Here is a 20385-nt window from a genome sequence, read left to right on the forward strand (position 1 = left end):
GGGGGCGCCGGATCAGCCCAGCCCACCCACACATGCATCACAAGAGCCGGTTATCCACAGCTGCGCCTGCCGGAGCGTAAATCTGTCCGGGGTGCGGGCTAGGGTATGGCGGTGGGTGTTGATGTGCGGGATCTGCTGGAAGCTGCCGTGGCCGGGATTGCCGGTCAGACACGGCCGGGGCAGGTGGAGATGGCGCAAGCCGTCGACACCGCGATGCACGACGGATCGCATCTGCTCGTCCAAGCAGGCACCGGCACCGGCAAGTCCCTGGGGTACCTGGTGCCCGCGCTGTTGCACGCGATCGAGGACCGTCGCGTGGTCGTCTCCACGGCGACCCTCGCGCTGCAGTCCCAGCTCGTCGACCGCGACGTACCTGCGTTGCTCGACGCCACCGAGAAGCTCCTGCCGCGCAGACCGAAGTACGCGATCCAGAAGGGGCGGAACAACTACGCCTGCCTGCACCGGATCCGGGAGGGCGCGCCGGACGACGACGGCATGCTCGTCGACGTGCCGCCGTCGGGGGAGGTCGGCCGTCAGGTCGTCGAGCTCCGCGACTGGGCGGAGCAGCAGCTCGCCGACGGCGAGGCCGGCGACCGGGATCACGCCCCGTCGCACCAGTACCAGGCCTGGCAGCAGGTCGCGATCAGCGCGCGCGAGTGTCTCGGCGCGCAGAAGTGCCCGTACGGCGAGGAGTGCTTCGCAGAGAAGGCCAAGGAACACGCCCGCAAGGCCGACATCGTCATCACCAACCACGCCCTGCTCTCGATCGACGCCTTCGAGAACCGGACCGTCCTGCCCGAGCACGACGTCATCATCGTCGACGAGGCGCACGAACTGCCTGCCCGAGTCACCGGTGCGGCCGGCGACGAGCTGTCCCCGCAGATGGTCGAGCGCGCCGCCAAACGCGGCCGCCGGTTCGTCGACGACGACAAGGCCGACGACCTGATCGACGCCTCCGACGCGCTCCGCGCCGCGCTCGAGGGCACTCGCGAAGGCCGGATCGAGGGGTCCAACGCGCCGGTCCTGGAGGCCGCCGCCCTGGTCCGCGACGCGGCCCGCAGCATGTACTCCGACCTGAACAAGAAGTCCGACGACAAGGACGACGACCCGGACGGCGCCAAGCGGCAGTCCAAGGGCGCGGTCAAGGAGATCTTCGACGTCGCCGAACGCGTCGCCGCGCTGAGCGACGCCGACGTGGTCTGGATGATCGACCGCGACCGCTTCGGCCGCGAGCTCCGGATCGCCCCGCTCACCGTCGCCGGCCTGCTCCGCGAACTGGTCCTCCGCGACCGTACGGCGGTGCTCACCTCCGCGACGCTGACGCTCGGCGGCGACTTCGACGCGATCGCCCGCCAGGTCGGCCTCCGGCCGTCCGACAAGCTCGCGGACGACGACGAGATGCCCGAGCTGGACGACTCCTCCGAGACCGGTCCACTGCCGTGGCGCGGTCTCGACGTCGGCTCTCCGTTCGAGTACGAGAAGCAGGCGATCCTGTACGTCGCCAAGCACCTCCCGCCGCCGCACCGCGACGGACTGGGCAAGAAGCAGTTCGAGGAGATCATCGACCTGGTCACCGCGGCCGGCGGACGGACCCTCGGCCTGTTCTCGTCCCGCCGCGCGGCCGAGGCGGCGACCGCCGCGGTGCGCGAGGCCACCGACCTCAAGGTGCTGTGCCAGGGCGACGCGCAACTCGGCGAGCTGGCCCGCGAGTTCGTCGAGGACCCCGAGACGTCGCTGTTCGGCACGTTGTCGCTGTGGCAAGGAATCGACGTACCGGGGTCGACCTGCAACCTGGTGATCATCGACCGGATCCCGTTCCCGCGCCCGGACGAGCCGCTGATGGCGGCCCGCCAGCGGGCCGTCGACGAGGCGGGCGGCAACGGGTTCATGTCCGTGGCCGCGACGCACGCCGGACTGCTGCTCGCGCAGGGCACCGGCCGGCTGATCCGCCGCAGCTCGGACCGCGGCATCGTCGCGATCCTCGACCCCCGCATCGTCACCCAGCGGTACGGCGCGTTCCTGCGCGCCTCCTTGCCGCCGATGTGGCCGACCGCCGATCGTGAGAAGGTGCTCGGCGCGCTGAAGCGGTTGCAGACCACATGAGCCAGTCATGAGTCCCGTGACCGGTCCGCCGGCGCTGCCGATGATGGCGGCCCTGGGGCAGATGCCGTCCGGAGCGGGCTGGTCGTACGAGATGAAGTGGGACGGCATCCGCGTCATCGCCGAGGTCGACGACGGGGTCTGCCGGCTGTGGTCGCGGAACAGCCACGACGTGTCCGGCGGCTACCCCGAACTGATCGGCCTGGCGGAAGCGCCGGGGCTGCGGCTGCCCGCCGTACTGGACGGGGAGATCGTCACGCTGGACGAGAACGGAGCACCGTCGTTCGGCCTGCTGCAGCGGCGGATGCATGTCCGCGACCCGCGCCAGCTCCGGCACCTGATCACCGAGGTGCCGGTGTCCGTGCGGCTGTTCGACCTGCTCCGCTTCGACGGCGAGTGGTTGCTAGAGGCAACGTACGACGAGCGTCGCGGACTGCTCGAGTCGCTGGACATCGGCGACCCGTTCTGGGAGGTGCCGCCGGCGCTGCTGGACAGCGACCAGGCGCTCGAACAGTCTGCTGCGCAAGGGCTCGAAGGGGTGGTGGCGAAGCGGCGCAAGTCGCGGTACCTGCCGGGGCGGCGCAGCGCCGACTGGATCAAGATCAAGCCGGTGCTGACGAGAGACGTCGTGCTGTGCGGCTGGCATCCGGGGGAGGGCAACCGGGAAGGGAAGATCGGCTCCTTCTACTGCGGTGCGTACGCCGACGATGAGCTGGTGCTGATCGGCAAGGTTGGCTCCGGACTCGACTTCGCGACGCTGGACCTGCTGAGCGCCGAGCTGACCGGTCTCGAGATCGATCGGCCGGCGTTCGACCCGTCGAGCATCCCGATGACGGACCGGCGCCGCGCGCACTGGCTCGACCCTGCGCTGGTCGCCGAAGTCACCTACTCCGGCTGGGGCGGCGACGGCCGGCTGCGGCATCCGGTATGGCGCGGTTTGCGCCTCGACATCAACCCGGGATCGGTCCTTGTAGAGCGCGCCTGAATGCATTCGGGACATGCGGCCACCGACCGAAATGTTTGAAATGCGGAGAATGTTCTGCGGCGCTGCGACATTCTCTGTTCAACTGTCGCAGAAAATGACCTAATTTCAGTCGTTCGTTTCCCGGGACGGCGCCGGCACCGCCAGTGCGGACTCGATCTTGTCGACCAGCTTCTCCGGCGAGTGCGTCGGCGCGTAGCGCGCGATCACCCCGCCGTCACGACCGAGCAGGAACTTGGTGAAGTTCCACTTGATCCGGCCGCCGAGCAGGCCGCCCTGCTCGCGTTTCAGCCAGTTGTACAACGGGATCGTCCGCGACCCGTTGACCTCGATCTTGGCGAACATCGGGAAGGTGACGTGGTAGATCGTCGAGCAGAAGTTCGCGATCTCGTTCTCGTCACCAGGCTCCTGGTGGCCGAACTGGTCGCAGGGAAAACCGAGCACCGAGAAGCCCTGCCGACGGTACGTCTTGTAGAGCTTCTGCAGACCCGTGTACTGCGGGGTCTGGGCACACTGCGAGGCCGTGTTCACCACCAGGAGCACCTGGTCGCGGAAATCGGCAAGAGACTGTTCATTGCCTTCGATCCGCGTGGCGCTGAAGTCATAGACAGTCGTCATAGCTCAATGCTGACACGACACGCCCGACTTCGCTCGCCGTCCGATATGTCAGACTCGCCGCAGAACTGTTACGACCTTTCCGAGAATGACCGCGTCCTTGCCGTCGATCGGCTCGAAAGCGGGGTTGTGTGGTAGCAGCAGGATCTCGGTCTTGGTCTTCTTGAACCTCTTCACGGTCGCCTCGCCGTCGATCATCGCGGCCACGATGTCACCGTTCTCCGCGGTCTGCTCCTGCCGCACGACCACCCAGTCACCGTCGCAGATGGCCGCGTCGATCATCGACTCGCCCTTGACCTTCAGCATGAACAGCGTGCCCTCGCCGACCATTGCCTTGGGCAACGGGAAGACCTCTTCGATCTCCTGTTCGGCAAGGATCGGGTTACCGGCGGCGATCTGGCCGACCACCGGCACGTACACCGCGTCCGGGTGCGCGTCGCCGGCCCCGGTCTCGTCGTACGCCGTCTGCCGCACCGAGCCGACCGCCGACCGCCGGGCCGCCGCGTCGAGCTCGCCCGGGTAGCGGACCTCGATCGCCCGCGGCCGGTTCGGGTCGCGGCGGAGCAGGCCCTTCTGCTCGAGCACCCGCAGCTGGTGTGACACCGAGGAGGAGCTGGTCAGGCCGACCCGCTCACCGATCTCGCGCATCGACGGCGGGTAGCCGCGGCTGTCCACCGAGTCGCGGATCACGTCCAGCACGCGGCGCTGGCGCGGGGTCAGCCCGGTCGCGTCCGCCGGTCCGTCCGGCAGCTCCGCGACGGTCCGGTCCGCCTTGCTGCGCGCGGGCCCTTGCTGCCCCGCCCCACCGCCCCGGTCATCTTTGCTGGAACCGCTCGGCGTCCTGGCCATCGGTGGTAACTCCTCGGGTCGGGCCGGCGATCGTCCCACCGGCCGAAACTTGCTCGACTGAGTTGACCGTAGACCGAATCCTGAGATTCTTCAAACATCTGTTCGAAGGCGTGTCGGTTCGCATGTTTGTTCGGGTGTCAGGTTATAAGGCGTACGCGGAGTGCTGCCGCGGCAGGGAATTTCCTGGGCGTGTCCTGGTTGGAAGTGGTTGCGCGAGGGGCGGCTGTCGGTTAATCATTCGTACAGGCGTTCGATCGAACAGGTGTTCGGGTCGGTTGAACGGGCTGGTCTCCAGAAACTGTCGGAGGCAGCCGATAGACAGGACTCGACACCGCAGGACGCGCACCGAACAGAGGTCTGGAGGACCCGATGAGCACAGCAGCCGTAGCGGCCGACGCACTGGGCCGACACCGCTCGCCGGAGGCCACCCCGCCACGCCGGCGGTCAGCGCCCGCTCACCTCAAGGCCGTCCCGGCCGCACCCGCCGAGTCGCCGGCCGCACGGGCCGGTTCGCCGGTAACTCCCGCCCCGACGGTGGCGCCGCGCCGGCGTCCGCGGATCGAGGGTGCGACCACCGACCGGATGCCGGTTCGCGGGTGCTCGGGTGAAGAGCTCGGTCGCCGGGCGTCCGTGCAGCCCGAGCCGGCCGCCCTCCGGCTGACCCGACGCGGCCGGATGCTGCTGACCGCCGTGTCCGTCCTCATCTTCGGCGCCGCGATCCTCGTCCTCGGCCTCCGGGTCGCCGGCGTCCTCGAGCCCGGCCCGCACTTCACCCACACCGTGCCGGTGCAGGTCGCCCCGGGCCAGAGCCTCTGGTCCATCGCCCAGGACACCAACCCCGGCCAGGATCCCGCCGCGGTCGTGGAGAAGATCGCCAACCTCAACAACCTCGCCACGCCCGCGGACATCATCCCCGGCCAGACCCTGCAGATCCCCGTCGCCGGCTGATCGACCCCGCCTGCTGATCAGCCCCGCCCGGCGCGCCATTCGTCCTCGAGCAACGCATACGCGTACTCGTTGCCCCACTCGCCCTTGAACTGCGAGGCATGCAGGTGATGCGCCTCGCGCCGCATCCCCAACCGCTCGAGCAGTCGCGCCGAGGCAGTGTTCCGGTCGTCGAGAATCGCCACGATCCGATGCAGTCCGAGTTCCTCGAAGCCGACCCGCAGCATCTCCCGCGCAGCCTCGGCGGCCACCCCCTTGCCCTGGTAGTCGGTGTGCAGCGCGAACCCGATCTCGCCCTGGCGATCGGCCTCGCTCGCCCACTTCAGCAGCACCTCGCCGATCACGGTCCCGGTCTCGCGCAGTTCGATCGCCAGCACCAGCCACTGACCATCCGCGGTCAACTCACCTTGCGGGAGCTTCCGCTCCAGTGCGGCCCGTGTCTCCTCCCGGTTCCGCACCGGCCACGGCGTGTACCGCACGACCTCCGGCCGTGAGTGGAACGCGAACAGGTCGTCCAGGTCGTCCATCCGATGCGGCCGCAACTCCAGCCGCTCGGTCAGCAGCGGGTACGCGGGTCGGAATCCAGTCACGGCACCATCCTCGGCTAAGCTGTCTAATGACGTTAGACAGTACCCACCATCCACGACCGGGGACAACAGATTTCGTGACCAGACGGACAACGGATCTCGTGACCAGGCGTGACCCTTCGTCGCATGCGGCGGCCGGTATCACCGTCACCTCGATCGCCGACGCCGCCCTGGCGATCATCCACGCCGACGGTGTGGACAGTCTCACCATGCGCGCCGTCGCGGAGCGTCTCCAGGTTCGCGCCCCGTCGCTGTATCACCACGTCCACAACAAGTCCGAGCTCCTCGACCTGGTCGCTCGTAACGCGTTCGACCAGTTCACGGCGGACAACACGGCGTACGAGGAACTCACCACCGTCGACGAGTGGATCGAGCTCACCAGATCCGGCTCGCTAGAGCTCCGCGCCTTCTACACGGACCATCCAGGGCTGGCCGGGCTGATGCAGTCGAAGGCGACGCCGGACCGCGACCAGGGTGCAGGCTCGCGAGCCGAACTCATCCGCGCCCAGATCGACGCCCTGGTGCGTATCGGCGTACCGGAGCCCGAGGCGCGTCACCTCTTCGAAGTCACCGCGCGCTGGAGCCTGGCCGCCGTCGTCGCGGAGCACGCCGACGACACGGACCTGTTCGCCGACGGCCTCGACCTGTTCCTGTACGGCGTACGCGCCCGGCTTCTCGAGCTGGTCAGCTGACGGTCGCCAGCCACAGCTCGGCGTACCGCTTGCCGTCCACTGCCGTCGCGACCCGGATCGTCGCCGCTGGTCCCTGTGGATCGTTCGCGACGTCCGACGCGCCCCGCGTGTCGACGATCGTCCGCCCGCGCGACCAACTCCCGGACAGCTCGATGCGTACCGGGTACTCCAGCGTCGTCAGGCCCGACGGATCGATCACCGCGCACACCGCGCCGCCGTCGCCGATGCTGCCGCCGTCCGACTGGTACCGCTCGCTGCGCTTCTCGATCAGCTTGCACGCCAGCTCCGCCGAGGGCGATCCGCTCAACGCGCGCGCCTGATCGAGCGTGACCACGACGTCGTAGAAGACATCCAGCCCGTACATGGTCACCGGGATGCCGAGATCCTTGGCCGCGGTCAGCGCGATCGCGGCTGCCTCCGGATCGGTCCAGATGTTGAACTCCGCCGCGGCTGTCGCGTTCCCGATCCCGGCGGCGCCGCCCATGAACACGATCTCGCGCAGCCCGCGCGCCGCCTCCGGATACGTCCGCAGCAACAGCGCGATGTTCGTCAACGGCGCCAACGGGATCAACGTGATGAGCTCACCAGTCGCCGCCGCGTCCCGCAGTACGTCGCGGAGGAGTTCGACGGCATGCCGAGGGTCCGTCGACCGCGTCGACCGTGGCCAGTCGAGATCCCCGAGCCCGTCCTCGCCGTGGACATGCCGCGCCGACCGCACAGGCTGGATCAGCGGTACGGCGGCACCGCGGGCAACCGGGACATCGGGACGGCCCGCGGCGTCGAGGACCGTGAGCGTGTTGCGCACGACGTCGTCGATGCCGACGTTCCCGCCGACGCAGGTCACTGCCTTCAGATCGAGCTCGGGATGCCGTGCCGCCAGCAGCAGCGCGCACGCATCGTCCAGCCCTGTGTCCACATCGAGAATCACCGGCTTCATGCGCACATCCTGATGCACGCCGGTCAGGAGCGCACCAGCCGTGCGATCGCAGCGGACGCTTCTTTGATCTTCGCATCGGCCTCCGGGCCGCCGGCCGCGGCGGCGTCGACCACGCAGTGCGTGAGGTGGTCGTCGAGCAGACCGAGCGCGACGGACTCGAGCGCCTTCGTCATGGCCGAGATCTGGGTGAGGATGTCGATGCAGTACTTCTCGTCCTCGACCATGCGCTGCAACCCGCGGGCCTGGCCCTCGATCCGCTTCAGCCGCGCGAGGTACGCCTTCTTGTCGCCGATGTAACCGTGCTGCGCATGCTCGTCGACCGGTTCGGTCACGCTCACCACATCCTCCCTGGGTCCCGCCGAACCCTATCCCGCACCGGTCCCGGGGAGTGGTCTGTGCGGGCCGTAGTTTGCGCCTCGAAAGGGTCGCCGCGGTGGCGCCACGCGGGAGTACACGGGGCCGCGCGAGTGTTGAAACCTATGACACGCGCGGGCAACCGGGGCGTGCTTGCAAACTGTCGGAGCAGCGATCTAGGATCCCTAGATGTAGTGGTTACACGGGTGTAATTTTCCACAGGTAGTGGTTAGTTGCACACAGGTTCTACACAAGTTGTCCCCAGGCTGATCCACAACCCACCCCTCGCGGGTGGCACGGGAGGAGTGATTCGTCGTGCACTGTCCGTATTGCCGACATGCCGACTCCCGGGTCGTCGACAGCCGGGTGGCCGAGGACGGCGGAGCGATTCGCCGCCGCCGGCAGTGCCCGGTCTGCGAGAAGCGGTTCACCACTGTCGAGCAGATGCAGCTCACGGTCGTGAAGCGCTCCGGCGCGACCGAGCCGTTCAGCCGGGAGAAGGTCATCAACGGGGTCGGAAAGGCGTGCAAGGGCCGGCCGGTGAACGCCGACCAGCTCGCGCGCCTGGGTCAGAAGGTCGAGGACGCGCTGAAGGGCAGCGGCTCGCCGGAGGTGCCCGCGCACGAGGTCGGACTGGCGATCCTCGGGCCGCTGCGGGAGCTCGACGAGGTCGCGTACCTGCGATTCGCGAGCGTGTACCGGCAGTTCGAGTCCGCCGACGACTTCGAGACGGAGATCGCGCTGCTGCGGGCCGAGAAGGAGCCGCAGGGCACCGAGCCGGACCCGCTGAAGCCGACCCAGCAGACATAAACCGGGGGAACGGTAGTTCCAGGTAGTTCAGGCGTTACAGGCGTTACACCAACGGGGCGGTCCCGACAGACCGCGGTAGTAGACACAGGGCGAGGAGCAACCATGACAGAGACGGTGACCGGCCACTCGGGGTCGACCAAGCGGTCGGCGGCCGGGTTCCGAGGGCGCAAGAACGCGCCCACGGGACTCACCATCGAGCGCGTTTTCAGCACCGAAGGCGTCCACCCGTACGACGAGGTGACGTGGGAGCGCCGCGACGTCGTACAGCAGAACTGGAAGACGGGTGAGACGGTCTTCGAGCAGCGCGGAGTCGAGTTCCCCGACTTCTGGAGCGTGAACGCGTCGACCATCGTCACCACGAAGTACTTCCGTGGCGCGATCGGTCACGACAACCGCGAGTGGAGCCTCAAGCAGCTGCTCGACCGGGTCGTGAAGACCTACCGCAAGGCCGGCGAGGAGCACGGGTACTTCACCTCGCCGCAGGACGCGGAGGTGTTCGAGCACGAGCTCACCTGGATGCTCCTGCACCAGTACTTCAGCTTCAACTCGCCGGTCTGGTTCAACGTCGGCACGTCCTCGCCGCAGCAGGTGTCGGCCTGCTTCATCCTCGCCGTGGACGACTCGATGGACTCGATCCTGAACTGGTACAAGGAAGAGGGCCTGATCTTCAAGGGCGGCTCCGGCGCCGGCCTGAACCTGTCCCGGATCCGCTCCTCGAAGGAACTGCTCCAGTCCTCCGGCGGTACGGCGTCCGGCCCGGTGAGCTTCATGCGCGGCGCGGACGCGTCGGCCGGCACCATCAAGTCCGGCGGCGCCACCCGGCGCGCGGCGAAGATGGTCGTGCTGGACGTCGACCACCCCGACATCGAGGAGTTCGTCGACACCAAGATGCGCGAGGAGGAGAAGATCCGGGTCCTGCGGGACGCGGGCTTCGACATGGACCTCGGCGGTCGCGACATCACCTCCGTGCAGTACCAGAACGCGAACAACTCGGTCCGGGTCTCGGACGAGTTCATGCGGGCGGTCGAGGAGAGGGGTGAGTTCGGGCTGCGCGCGCGGCTGGACAACTCGGTGATCGAGACCGTCGACGCCCGTGAGCTGTTCGACAAGATCTCGCACGCGGCGTGGGCCTGCGCCGACCCGGGTCTGCAGTACGACGACACCATCAACGACTGGCACACGACGCCGGAGACGGGCCGGATCACCGCGTCCAACCCGTGCTCGGAGTACATGCACCTGGACAACTCGTCCTGCAACCTGGCCTCGCTGAACCTGATGAAGTTCCTCCGCGACGACGACCTCTTCGACTCGGAGAAGTTCGTCAAGGCGGTCGAGCTGATCATCACCGCGATGGACATCTCGATCTGCTTCGCGGACTTCCCGACCGAGGCGATCGGCGTCACCACCCGCGCGTACCGGCAGCTGGGCATCGGGTACGCGAACCTGGGCGCGTTGCTGATGGCAACCGGTCACGCGTACGACTCCGACGGCGGTCGCGCACTGGCGGGCGCTATCACGTCGCTGATGACCGGTACGTCGTACAAGCGCTCCGCCGAGCTGGCCGGCATCGTCGGCGCGTACGACGGCTTCGAGCGGAACAAGGACGCGCACACCCGGGTGATGCGCAAGCACGCCGCGGCCAACGACGCGATCCGGACCATCCACGAGATCGACAAGGACGTCCAGAAGCACGCCACCGCGGCGTGGGAGGGCGTGCTGAAGATCGGCACCAAGAACGGCTGGCGGAACGCGCAGGCGTCGGTGCTCGCGCCGACCGGCACCATCGGCTTCATGATGGACTGCGACACCACCGGTATCGAGCCGGACTTCTCGCTGGTCAAGTTCAAGAAGCTGGTCGGCGGCGGGTCGATGCAGATCGTGAACCAGACGGTCCCGCGGGCGCTGCGCCAGTACAACTACACCGAGGAGACCATCGAGGCGATCATCGAGTACATCGCCGAGAACGGTCACGTGGTCGATGCCCCTGGCCTGAAGCCGGAGCATTACGAGATCTTCGACACCGCGATGGGCGAGCGGGCCATCAAGCCGATGGGCCACGTCCGGATGATGGCGGCGGCGCAGCCGTTCCTGTCCGGTGCGATCTCGAAGACGGTGAACCTGCCGGAGACCGCGACGGTCGAGGAGATCGCCGACGTCTACTTCCAGGGCTGGAAGCTCGGCCTGAAGGCGCTCGCGGTCTACCGCGACAACTGCAAGGTCGGTCAGCCGCTGGCGGACGGGAAGTCTGCTAAGAAGGCTGCCGCGGACTCGGTCGAGCCCGCCGTCGCCGAGAAGATCATCGAGAAGGTCATCGAGTACCGGCCGACCCGGAAGCGTCTGCCGAAGTCGCGGCCGTCGCGGACCACGTCGTTCACGGTCGGTGGCGCCGAGGGTTACATGACCGCCGGCTCCTACCCGGACGACGGTCTGGGCGAGGTCTTCCTGAAGATGGGCAAGCAGGGTTCGACGCTCGCCGGGGTGATGGACGCCTTCTCGATCGCGATCTCCATCGCGTTGCAGCACGGCGTACCGCTGGAGACCTACGTCCAGAAGTTCACCAACCTGAAGTTCGAGCCGGCCGGTCTGACCGACGACCCGGACGTCCGGATGGCACAGTCGATCATGGACTACATCTTCCGCCGCCTGGCCCTGGACTACCTGCCGTTCGACGAGCGGGCCGCCCTGGGCATCTACTCGGCGGACGAGCGGTCCCGGCAGCTCGACACCGGCTCGTACGAGCTGGCCCCGGTCGAGGTCTCCGAGCCCGAGTCGCTGAAGACGGTCGAGCCGGTCGCCGAGGTCGCCTCGGAGGTTGTCGACAAGCCGGCCGATGCGGCAGCGGCCAAGCCGGTGAAGGGCGAGGCCCACACCACCGCCGAGATGCTGGAGCTCATCACCGGCACCTCGGTGGATGCCCCGCTCTGCTTCACCTGTGGCACGAAGATGCGCCCCAGCGGTTCCTGCTACGTCTGCGAAGGCTGCGGCAGCACCTCCGGCTGCAGCTGACCTGCCGCTGACCATCAGCTGATAGCGCCACGGCCCCCGGGAACTTCCCACTTCCCCCGGGGGCCGCAGCGCGTCTACCGTCGAGTCGTGGAGGGGATCGACGGTCTCCTCGCAGCCGGGGAGAAGGCGCTCGGCGCCGGGGACTGGGTCGCGGCTCGGGCCGCGTTCGGTGACTCGGTCGGGATCTCGGCAACGGCACGGGGCCTGGCCGGGCTGGGTGACGCCCAGTGGTGGCTCGGCGACGTCCGTACGGCGTTCTCCAGCTGGGAGCGGGCCTATGCCGAGTTCCGTCGTACCGACCCCGCACAGGCTGTGTTCATTGCCTTGGGCCTGAGCCTTCTGTACGACGCCAACTTCGGCGACCGCGCCGCGGCGCGAGGCTGGGCCGCGCGGGCAGTACGCATCGCGTCGCAACTCGGCGATCCGGTCGTGGGTGCCTGGGCGTCGCTCGCCAGAGCAGGTTGTACGGACGACCCACCACAGGTCGCTGCCTGGTCCGAAGCGGCGTACGAGATCGCGGCCGAGGCCGGCGATCGCGACCTGGAGTTGTGCGCGCTGAGCCTGTGGGGAGCGGCCCTGATCAACCAAGGACAGGTGCTCGAGGGTACGGCGCTGCTAGACGAGGCGCTCGCGGGCGCGCTGGGCGGTGAGGGCACCCGGCCCGACACGGTGGTTTTCACGAGTTGCCTGCTGATGCGGTCCTGCGTACGCGGCGCCGACTTCTCGCGCGTCGTGCAATGGACCCGGTCGCTCGACGGCTTCATCGCGCGCTACGGCTGCCCGTACCTGCACGCGACGTGCCGGGCGTCGTACGGCGCTGTTCTCGCCTGCACCGGTGATTGGCCACGGGCCGAGATCGAACTATCCGCGGCCGCGGAACTCGCACAGGACGCACTGCCGGCTGTCCAAGCGGAGGCGGCCGCGTTCCTCGCTGACCTTCGGCTGGCGCAAGGGCGGCTGGCTGAGGCTCGTCGACTCCTCACCGGGTTCGAGGACCGCACCATCGTGCAGCCGGTCCTGGCAGCCATCTACTTGGCCGGCGGAGAGGTGGCGTCGGCGACTTCGCTGATCCAGCGCCAACTCGGTCAGACCACGCCGCTGGAGGAGGCCCGGTTCCGCGAGGTTCTCGGGCAGGCGTGTCTGATGACCGGTGACACCACCGGTGCTGCTGCGGAAGCTGCGCGGCTAACCGCGCTCGGTTCGGCGACCGACAGCGGGCTGATCGCGGCGCGCGGTGCACGGTTGTGCGGACAGACCTTGGTGGCCGAAGGCAGGTCTCGCGAAGCGGTGCTGCGGCTTTCGGCGGCACAGACCTGGTTCGGTTTGCTGGAGATGCCACTCGAGGTCGCGCGGACCCGGATGATGCTGGCCGGCGCCATGTCGTCCGCCGACCGGGCGCCCGCGGTCGCCGAGGCGCGGATGGCACTGGCGGTGTTCGAGGATCTCGGTGCCGCGATGGACGCCGACGCGGCGACAGCCTGGCTTCGGGCAGCGGGCGCGAGCGCGTCCCGTCTCGGATCTCGTGGTGCCGGATTGCTCACGAAGCGCGAGCTCGACGTGCTGACGGTCCTCGCGGAAGGCCTGCCGAATCCGGAGATCGCGGCCCGTCTGTACATCAGCCGTCGTACCGTCGAGCACCACGTGGCGAGCATCTTGTCCAAGCTCGGCGTACGGAACCGGACCGAAGCGGCCGCCTACCTCACCCAGGTCAGCGAATAGGCGAATTCACCGATGCCCGGTGCCGTCCCTCGGAGACATGCTGCTCTCGGAGGTAACACCATGACCGAAGCATTGCTGGACACCACCCGCATCGAGACTTTCGGTGCGCGGATGGGCGACGTACTGAACGACGGGATGCTCGCGCTGCTGATGAGCATCGGACATCAGACCGGCCTCTTCGACGCGCTGGCGGAGTTGCCCCCGGCGACCAGTCACGAGATCGCCGGCGCGACGGGACTGAACGAGCGGTACGTGCGTGAGTGGCTGGGCGCGATGACCGCGGCCCGAGTGGTCGAGTACGACGCCGGTCGGACGACGTACTGGTTGCCGCGCGAACACGCCGCGTTTCTGACGCGGTCAGCGGGACCTGACAACCTCGCGGGCGCGACTCAGTTCATCGCTCTGCTGGCGGGAGTCGAGTCACAGCTTGTCGAATGCTTCCGTCACGGTGGCGGTGTTTCGTACGCGGAGTTCACGGAGTTCCATCGGCTGATGGCCGAGGACAGCGGCGCCGTCTTCGACGCCGCCTTGCTGGATTCGATCCTCCCGCTGGTGCCTGGGCTTCCCGACCGATTGGTCGACGGCATCGACGTCGCCGACATCGGATGCGGCAGCGGCCACGCCATCAACCTGATCGCGTCGGCGTACCCGCGCAGCCGGTGCGTCGGCTACGACTTCTCCGCCGAAGCCGTCGCCGCCGCTCAGGCGGAGGCGTCCGCGCTGGGACTCGCGAACGCGGAGTTCGTCGTCCGGGACGCCGCGACGCTGGGGGAGTTCGAGCGTTTCGACCTGATCACCGCCTTCGACGCGATCCACGATCAGGCTCATCCCGCCGACGTCCTGGCCGGCATCGCGGCGGCGCTCCGGCCGGGCGGCGTCTTCCTGATGGTCGACATCGAGGCGTCGAGCAATCTCGAGGACAACGTGGAGCACCCGTTCGCCACCTTCCTCTACGGCATCTCGACCATGCACTGCATGACGGTGTCACTCTCCCTCGGCGGCGACGGCCTCGGCACCGTCTGGGGCCGGCAGAAGGCACTCGAGATGCTGGACGACGCCGGTTTCGCGTCCACCGCCGTGACCCACATCGAGGCCGACGCGTTCAACGCGTACTACATCGCCCGCAAGGGCTAGTGGCCGGAGCGGTCCGAGTCGGCCGGGGGCCGGCCGGTGCCGTCGAGGGCTGCCAGCGACGCGAGCTCGCTGTCGGTCAGGTCGAAGTCGAACACCGCCAGGTTCTCCGCAATCCGCTCCCGATTGGCTGACTTGGGGATCGGTACGACGTTCTGCTGCGTCTCCCACCGCAAGACAACTTGTCCCGCGGAGCGCCCGTGAGCCTTTGCGATCTCCTGAACCGTCGCGTGGCTCAGGAGATCCGTGCCTTTCCCCAGCGGGCTCCATGCCTCGGTCACGATGCCGTGCCGCTCGTGGAACGCACGTTCGGATGCCTTCGTCCACACCGGGCTGAGCTGGACCTGGTTCACCTCGGGCGCGACGCCGGTGTCGTCGATCAGCCGTTGCAGATGCGTGGGCTTGAAGTTCGACGTACCGATCGCGCGGACGAGGCCGGCCTCCCGGAGCGCGATGAGTCCTTGCCACGCGTCGACGTACCGGTCCTGCTCAGGATTCGGCCAGTGGATGAGCAGGAGGTCCAGGTACTCGACGCCGAGCTTCTCCGCGCTGGCCTCGAACGCCTGGCGCGGCCCGTCGACGCTGTGCCAGCGTTTGTTGAACTTCGACGTCACGAATACCTGGTCGCGTGGCGCGTTCCGCAGCGCCCGTCCGACGCCGACCTCGTTCCGGTAGTTCTCCGCCGTATCGATCAATCGGTACCTGAGCTCGAGCGCCGTACTCACCGCCCGCTCGGCGTCCGCGTCGTTCAGCGGCGATGTCCCGAGCCCGACCCGCGGCATCGCGGTTCCGTGACTCAACGTGACTGTTGGTACCTGACTCATCCGGTCTCCTCCTTCGGCGTACGCGCCCAGCCACGATAGGCCGATCACCGTCCGCACCCGCCGCCGCGGTCACCCGAATCCGCCGTACGGCGTACGGCTGGAACCGGCTGTCTCAGCGCCGGGATATCCGTACGCGAACTGTCGGATCCGTGGGTCATCATGGTGCGACGGGCGACGAAAAGCGTTGGAGGGGTGGGCTTATGAAGAATCGGCTGGTCACTCTCGTGGATCTCGGTCTGGACACTTCGTTCGACGCGTCGATGTCGTTCGTGCAGGGCATCACCGGCAACATCAACGCCGGCTGGGACCAGCCCTTCATCGACGTGAACTTCGTCCGCACCCGCGACCACGAGACCGCGTTCTCAGCCCTCACCACCCCGTCGACCGTGCTGCACGTGATGGCACACGGTGATCACAGCGAGGAGCCGTCCTTCCTGTCCACCGACGGCAAGACCCAGGTCTCCCTGAAGTCCCTCGCCGACTGGTTCCTCGACCACCAGTGGGGTATCGCCAGCGGCGTCGTCATCGCCGACGGCTGCAAGACCGGCATCGGCAAATGGCAACGCGCCATCCGCGACTGCATCCAGGGCGACGTCACCTACATCGGCACCAGCACCGTCATCGGCTGGTACGAAGCCACCGTCTTCTGCTCCGCCTTCTACGGCGCCCTGGTCCGCAACCGAGGCCTCGGCCGCACCCCCGCCGAACAAGGCTGGGACGCCGCCAACCGAGCCATCCGAGCCTACGAAACCCTCACCGACAAACCCTGCCCCTACAAACCAGTCCTCCTAACCCCCTCCCGCCAAGCCCTCCGCTCCCTCACCGGCTGACCGACACGCGCCCGGAGGTTACTTTGCGTTAGTCGTGTGAGACTTTTGGAGACTCGTCGTCCGCTCGACGCCGGTGAAGGAATGCCGCCATGAAGCTGCACCGGAACTCTCTCCTCACGGCTGCCGCGATTGTGCTGGTTCTGTACGTCGTTTCGCTGGTCGTTGGGCTGCCGGCTTGGGCGGCTGTGGTTCTGAGCGTGGTGCTGTTGGTGTTGCTGGCGGTTGTGTGGAAGCAGCCCGACGAGCCTCGTCCTGTCGTCGCGAAGCAGACGCCGGCGCCTTCCGTCGTACTGCCGGCTCCGGACCCGGTCTTCTCCGGACCGCCGTCGAGGACGGTCGCCGATGTGCGGTTGCCGTCGGCTTCGCCGGACTTCCAGTTCAGCTTCTCGGCCGTCGTGCAGTGGTCGACGGTGCTGTCGGGTTCGCGTCACGCGGATCTCGGCGCCGTCGCAGTCGACGCCTTGCTGGACAGGGCGCGAGCGCTGACCGTACGGCAGCAGGTGACCGAGGAATCCCTCAACCAGCACCGCTTGGCCGCGCTTCTCGGCGAGCCGGCGTTGGACGAGAAGGGTCAGGTCCGGAGCTGGGCGACCGAAGTACGGCTGCGGCTGCCGGACGCGGATCAGAAGCACCTCCAGCACCTCGCCGCCCTGCATCGCCGCGAGCAGACCACACTGCTCGAACGCCGGATGGAGCAGGACAAACGCGCGTACCTGAAGGACGACGTCTTCGCCACGCCTGGATCGGCCGCGGTCTGGTGGATGGTCAATCATCCGGGTGAGGTCGAGACGGCCCTTGGCCTGCTCGACACCCTCGCCGAACTGTCGGCCGCGGCGAACGATCTCCCGGTACGGCGGACAACCGCCGAGGAGATCGAACGCCGACGGCCGACCCGCGCCGAACTCGCCTTCAGCACGGCAATCGAGGACCTGACCGAGGCCGACCAGGACGACACTGCACCGAGCCAGGACAGCACTGCTCCGAGCCAGGACAGCTCCGGGGAGACGGAGCAGCGTCCGGTGCCGAGGCACGCAGGCGCCGGCGAGGACGGCCGTCATGAGACCGGTCCCGTCCGGTCCGAACTGAACGGCTCCAAGTCCGAGCCGGGCACGACGTACCGGGAACAGTTCTTCACCGAGTAGGCCGCCGAGGGGAGGCCGGTGAGGCGGGCTGTCTGCAGGGTGGGCCCGCCCCACCGGAGTCGAGTGCGCATGGCTAGTCGTCGAGCCAGCGGATCGTGGTCGCACCGTTGTGCCCATGGATGCTCAGCAGCGCGTCGATCCCGTCCTGCCACACGGTCGTGGTCGGGTAGTGGCCGCGCCAGCGCAGTGCGACTGTCCCGTCGCTCCACTCGACTCCCTCCGCGACAACGCCCGTACCGCTGACACCGGAGACGTCGCGGTAGCGGACCAGCTCGAAGCGGCGTGGTCCGGACTTGCTCGCGATGCGCAGATGACGCTGTCGCGTGGTGCGCAGCAGCGTCGCGGTTCTCCCGCTGATCTCGTCCATGGCTCAAGTCAACGCGCGGCCGGGCGTCTTCACCAGGAACTCAACCGGTATCCACAGCGCACAAATTCTGCCCTCAGGCGGTCACCGAAACGAATATTCTCAATTGCAGGGAGTAACTGACACGCAAGGGAGAGCACGGATGACAGTCATCGAGGAATGGACCGGCCGGCATGCGCACGCCTTGCGTACGGCGCTGCGGCTGACGAACGAGGCGTTCGCGGAGCAGCTCGGCATCTCACCGCGCACGCTCACGAAGTGGCGCGAGAGACCCGAGCTCGTGCCTAGTCCCTTTCTTCAGGAGGCCCTCGACACCTACCTCAAGAAGGCGCCGCCCGACGCCCATCTCCGGTTCGCGGCGAACCTCGGCCTGGACCAGGGCCGGGGGCCGATCGACAAGACAGTGCTGACTCAGCTCAACACGGCGCTCGGTGACCTCACGCGCGTCCTGGCCCGCCTGCAGGCCGAGGATCCGGAGCGATCGCCCTCGCCTTGACCGCGGGAACGGCAGACTGGGCGGCGCAGTGCGAGCGCGGAAGGAGCCGCGGATGAGGCGACGCCTGGTGAACTCGTCGAGTGTGCGATCGGTCGGATGGTCCGACGGCACGCTGGAGCTCGAGTACGTCAACGGCTACATCTACCAGTACTTCGACGTACCGCAGCCGACCTATGCGGCGCTCCTGGCCGCACCGAGCATCGGCGCGTACGTCAACCAACACATCAAGCCGCATTACGACGTCCGCGAGATCTGAGTTTCTGTCACGTTCGCAGCGGGCACCTGAGGTGGGTCGCACGGGGGTTCGTCCACGGCAGGAGATGGACATGCCTACCCGCAGAATTTCCACGTCCCGTTCCCGGGCCATCATGATTGTCGTGCTCGTCTGGCTGCTCATCGGCCTGGCGGCTGCGGCCCAGCGGAACTACTTCGAGAGCTCGCGCACGTCGTGCGCCAAGGTTGGCACCGTGCTCGTCACAGTCGTCGCGGGACCGCTCAACTATGTCGGGGCCAACCCGAAGATCGACTGTTCGGCACCTCAGCCGTCGCGATAACCGGCTACCGCGAGCCCGGGGCTTTCCAGGTCAGCCTGTATCGCCAGAACAGGCTGCGGCTGAGCCGGGCGCCGGGGAGGATGCGCTGAGCGGCGAGGGCGATCTCCTCGAACGATTCCGCGGCCATGGCGGTCGGTGCGGTCATATGCGCGGGAACGGTGTGTGCTCGTCGCGGGTGCTTGGCGATGCCAACGACCGGATTCAGGATCATCGAGGCGATCGACCACGGAAGATCTCCTCGTGCTTCCCGGCTGACGCCGACCACGACGAGTCGGCCGCCCGGGCGCAGCAACTCGCGTGCCTTCTCGAGCGTGGCCTCCAACGGCAGGTGGTGCAGCACAGCCACGAAGGTGATCAGGTCGTAGCTGCTTCCGTGGAACTCGTCGAACGGTTGCGTCAGGATGCGGACGTTGGCGAGGTCCGCGGTCGTGTGCTCAGCCTGCTCTGCGGTTGCGGCATCGCGCTCGAGGCCGGTGACTGCGGGAACGACACCGGCGAGCCGGCGAACGAGGTTTCCTGTCCCGCAGCCCACGTCAAGGGCGTCCGTGCCGCCGGCTGCGCGGACGCGACGTGCGTGGTGGAGTACGAGCGTCGCATAGGCGTCGTTGTGGGACCAAGGGTGCGCGTCATTGAAGCGAGCCAGGGTGGTCAGCGCTCTCTGGAAGGCACGAGACATAGCGCGACAGTATCGACGGCTCGGGGCGCGGTTCGCACGGTCAGCTGTGTGGGAATAGGTCGTGGGGGAGTGGAGTTACACCTCATGCCGTCCGGAACATGACCCCGGGCCTCAACCTAAGCCGCTACGAGCGGCCACTCGCCGAGAGGCGTCTGCTGGACGGTGCCGTACGTGACAGGTGGGAGCCGACTGGCTCCCACCTGGTCGTCTTCCCATCGTCTAGTGCGTCGTCTCGTACGTCGCCTGTCTGGGTGTCTCCCGTGCTGCGTGGGGGTCCCGCCGAAAACGACTTGTGCGGGTGCGGCATGATGGAAGTGTCGCTCGCGGAGACGCGTGCGAGTGGAGTGACCAGAGGGACCAGCACTGCTTCCCTCGACGCCGGATCACGGTGTCGAGGGCAGGTGCCGGGAGGCTCGGACGAAGGTCCGGGACCCCGATTTGCATCTGCACCACGAATGTCAGTAATGTTCTTCTTGTTGGAGCGAGGCGCAGGACGCGAAAGCGGCCGGCCCTTCAACAAACTCCCTGAAGGTCTCGGAAGCCGAAACACGCCTCGGCGGGTTTCGGACACTGAGTCGCGCAGGGAGACTGGATCGAAAAAGGCCGATTTGACCGGCTGGAAGCGAAACAGTAAAGTTGGGCGAGTTGCCCCGGAGCTTCAAACGAAAGTCTGAAGCGCGGTGTGCGTCCGATTCTTGAGAACTCAACAGCGTGCCGAAAGTCAATGCCGAAATTGAAGTATCCCCGTTCACAGGCATTGGGCATTTTCTTC

21 protein-coding genes are annotated in these 20385 nt (G+C 67.6%); 13 read left to right on the plus strand and 8 right to left on the minus strand.

Annotation, left to right across the window (positions count from 1 at the left end; all coding sequences use genetic code 11):
• Positions 1–105: 105 nt before the first annotated feature.
• Together EV649_RS33930 and ligD are read left to right on the plus strand one after the other, a co-directional pair.
• Entirely contained in the window at positions 106–2103 is a 1998-nt protein-coding gene (locus EV649_RS33930; protein ID WP_130387734.1) for an ATP-dependent DNA helicase, read from the plus strand.
• 7 nt (positions 2104–2110) lie between these two features.
• Positions 2111–3085, plus strand: coding sequence for a non-homologous end-joining DNA ligase (gene ligD, locus EV649_RS33935; RefSeq protein WP_130387735.1), 975 nt, complete (start codon positions 2111–2113; stop codon positions 3083–3085).
• 105 nt (positions 3086–3190) lie between these two features.
• Here the strand turns inward: ligD and EV649_RS33940 are convergent, their stop codons facing one another.
• Together EV649_RS33940 and lexA are read right to left on the minus strand one after the other, a co-directional pair.
• Positions 3191–3700, minus strand: a complete 510-nt coding sequence (locus tag EV649_RS33940; RefSeq protein ID WP_130387736.1) for a glutathione peroxidase — start codon at positions 3698–3700, stop codon at positions 3191–3193.
• Between the two features lie 48 nt (positions 3701–3748).
• Positions 3749–4546: a transcriptional repressor LexA gene (lexA, locus tag EV649_RS33945; RefSeq protein WP_130387737.1), complete on the minus strand. Its 798-nt coding sequence runs from the start codon at positions 4544–4546 to the stop codon at positions 3749–3751.
• A gap of 369 nt (positions 4547–4915) precedes the next feature.
• Here lexA and EV649_RS33950 point away from each other — a divergent pair, with 369 nt between their 5' ends.
• Positions 4916–5494: a LysM peptidoglycan-binding domain-containing protein gene (locus EV649_RS33950; RefSeq protein WP_130387738.1), complete on the plus strand. Its 579-nt coding sequence runs from the start codon at positions 4916–4918 to the stop codon at positions 5492–5494.
• 17 nt (positions 5495–5511) lie between these two features.
• On the opposite strand, the gene EV649_RS33955 is transcribed toward EV649_RS33950, so the two are convergent.
• Positions 5512–6081: a GNAT family N-acetyltransferase gene (locus EV649_RS33955; protein WP_241999013.1), complete on the minus strand. Its 570-nt coding sequence runs from the start codon at positions 6079–6081 to the stop codon at positions 5512–5514.
• Positions 6082–6179: 98 nt separating this feature from the next.
• On the opposite strand from EV649_RS33955, the gene EV649_RS33960 reads away from it, so the two are divergent.
• Entirely contained in the window at positions 6180–6770 is a 591-nt protein-coding gene (locus tag EV649_RS33960; protein ID WP_241999015.1) for a TetR/AcrR family transcriptional regulator, read from the plus strand.
• On the opposite strand, the gene EV649_RS33965 is transcribed toward EV649_RS33960, so the two are convergent.
• A complete protein-coding gene (locus tag EV649_RS33965) occupies positions 6763–7707 on the minus strand; it encodes a nucleoside hydrolase (RefSeq protein ID WP_130387740.1) in 945 nt (314 codons plus the stop codon). The genes EV649_RS33960 and EV649_RS33965 overlap by 8 nt on opposite strands.
• A 23-nt stretch (positions 7708–7730) precedes the next feature.
• Positions 7731–8045 (minus strand): metal-sensitive transcriptional regulator, encoded by a 315-nt coding sequence (locus tag EV649_RS33970; RefSeq protein ID WP_277875730.1) that lies wholly within the window; start codon positions 8043–8045, stop codon positions 7731–7733.
• A gap of 331 nt (positions 8046–8376) precedes the next feature.
• Here EV649_RS33970 and nrdR point away from each other — a divergent pair, with 331 nt between their 5' ends.
• The 4 genes from nrdR (at position 8377) to EV649_RS33990 (ending at position 14730) form a co-directional block, all read left to right on the plus strand.
• Entirely contained in the window at positions 8377–8871 is a 495-nt protein-coding gene (gene nrdR / locus EV649_RS33975; protein ID WP_130387741.1) for a transcriptional regulator NrdR, read from the plus strand.
• Between the two features lie 102 nt (positions 8872–8973).
• Positions 8974–11877 (plus strand): vitamin B12-dependent ribonucleotide reductase, encoded by a 2904-nt coding sequence (locus EV649_RS33980; protein ID WP_130387742.1) that lies wholly within the window; start codon positions 8974–8976, stop codon positions 11875–11877.
• A gap of 87 nt (positions 11878–11964) precedes the next feature.
• A complete protein-coding gene (locus tag EV649_RS33985) occupies positions 11965–13596 on the plus strand; it encodes a helix-turn-helix transcriptional regulator (RefSeq protein ID WP_130387743.1) in 1632 nt (543 codons plus the stop codon).
• A 60-nt stretch (positions 13597–13656) separates the two neighbouring features.
• Positions 13657–14730: a methyltransferase domain-containing protein gene (locus EV649_RS33990; RefSeq protein ID WP_130387744.1), complete on the plus strand. Its 1074-nt coding sequence runs from the start codon at positions 13657–13659 to the stop codon at positions 14728–14730.
• On the opposite strand, the gene EV649_RS33995 is transcribed toward EV649_RS33990, so the two are convergent.
• The gene (locus EV649_RS33995) at positions 14727–15551 is read right to left on the minus strand and encodes an aldo/keto reductase (RefSeq protein ID WP_130387745.1); all 825 of its coding nucleotides are present in this window, start codon (positions 15549–15551) and stop codon (positions 14727–14729) included. The two genes, EV649_RS33990 and EV649_RS33995, sit on opposite strands and share 4 nt — an antisense overlap.
• Positions 15552–15751: 200 nt before the next feature.
• On the opposite strand from EV649_RS33995, the gene EV649_RS34000 reads away from it, so the two are divergent.
• Both EV649_RS34000 and EV649_RS34005 read left to right on the plus strand, forming a co-directional pair.
• Entirely contained in the window at positions 15752–16381 is a 630-nt protein-coding gene (locus EV649_RS34000) for a hypothetical protein (RefSeq protein WP_130387746.1), read from the plus strand.
• A gap of 89 nt (positions 16382–16470) precedes the next feature.
• The gene (locus EV649_RS34005) at positions 16471–17523 is read left to right on the plus strand and encodes a hypothetical protein (protein ID WP_198682834.1); all 1053 of its coding nucleotides are present in this window, start codon (positions 16471–16473) and stop codon (positions 17521–17523) included.
• 73 nt (positions 17524–17596) lie between these two features.
• On the opposite strand, the gene EV649_RS34010 is transcribed toward EV649_RS34005, so the two are convergent.
• Positions 17597–17890, minus strand: coding sequence for a hypothetical protein (locus EV649_RS34010; RefSeq protein WP_241999017.1), 294 nt, complete (start codon positions 17888–17890; stop codon positions 17597–17599).
• Positions 17891–18029: 139 nt separating this feature from the next.
• Here EV649_RS34010 and EV649_RS34015 point away from each other — a divergent pair, with 139 nt between their 5' ends.
• The 3 genes from EV649_RS34015 to EV649_RS34025 all read left to right on the plus strand — a co-directional run bounded on the left by EV649_RS34015 (position 18030) and on the right by EV649_RS34025 (position 18937).
• Complete coding sequence (locus EV649_RS34015; protein ID WP_130387747.1) at positions 18030–18383, plus strand: helix-turn-helix domain-containing protein; 354 nt, start codon at positions 18030–18032, stop codon at positions 18381–18383.
• Between the two features lie 52 nt (positions 18384–18435).
• A complete protein-coding gene (locus EV649_RS34020; protein WP_130387748.1) occupies positions 18436–18639 on the plus strand; it encodes a KTSC domain-containing protein in 204 nt (67 codons plus the stop codon).
• Positions 18640–18709: 70 nt separating this feature from the next.
• Positions 18710–18937: a hypothetical protein gene (locus tag EV649_RS34025; RefSeq protein WP_130387749.1), complete on the plus strand. Its 228-nt coding sequence runs from the start codon at positions 18710–18712 to the stop codon at positions 18935–18937.
• 4 nt (positions 18938–18941) lie between these two features.
• Here the strand turns inward: EV649_RS34025 and EV649_RS34030 are convergent, their stop codons facing one another.
• Positions 18942–19613, minus strand: coding sequence for a class I SAM-dependent methyltransferase (locus EV649_RS34030; protein WP_130387750.1), 672 nt, complete (start codon positions 19611–19613; stop codon positions 18942–18944).
• Between the last annotated feature and the right edge of the window lie 772 nt (positions 19614–20385).

Source organism: Kribbella sp. VKM Ac-2569 (assembly GCF_004216905.1).
Taxonomy (GTDB): domain Bacteria; phylum Actinomycetota; class Actinomycetes; order Propionibacteriales; family Kribbellaceae; genus Kribbella.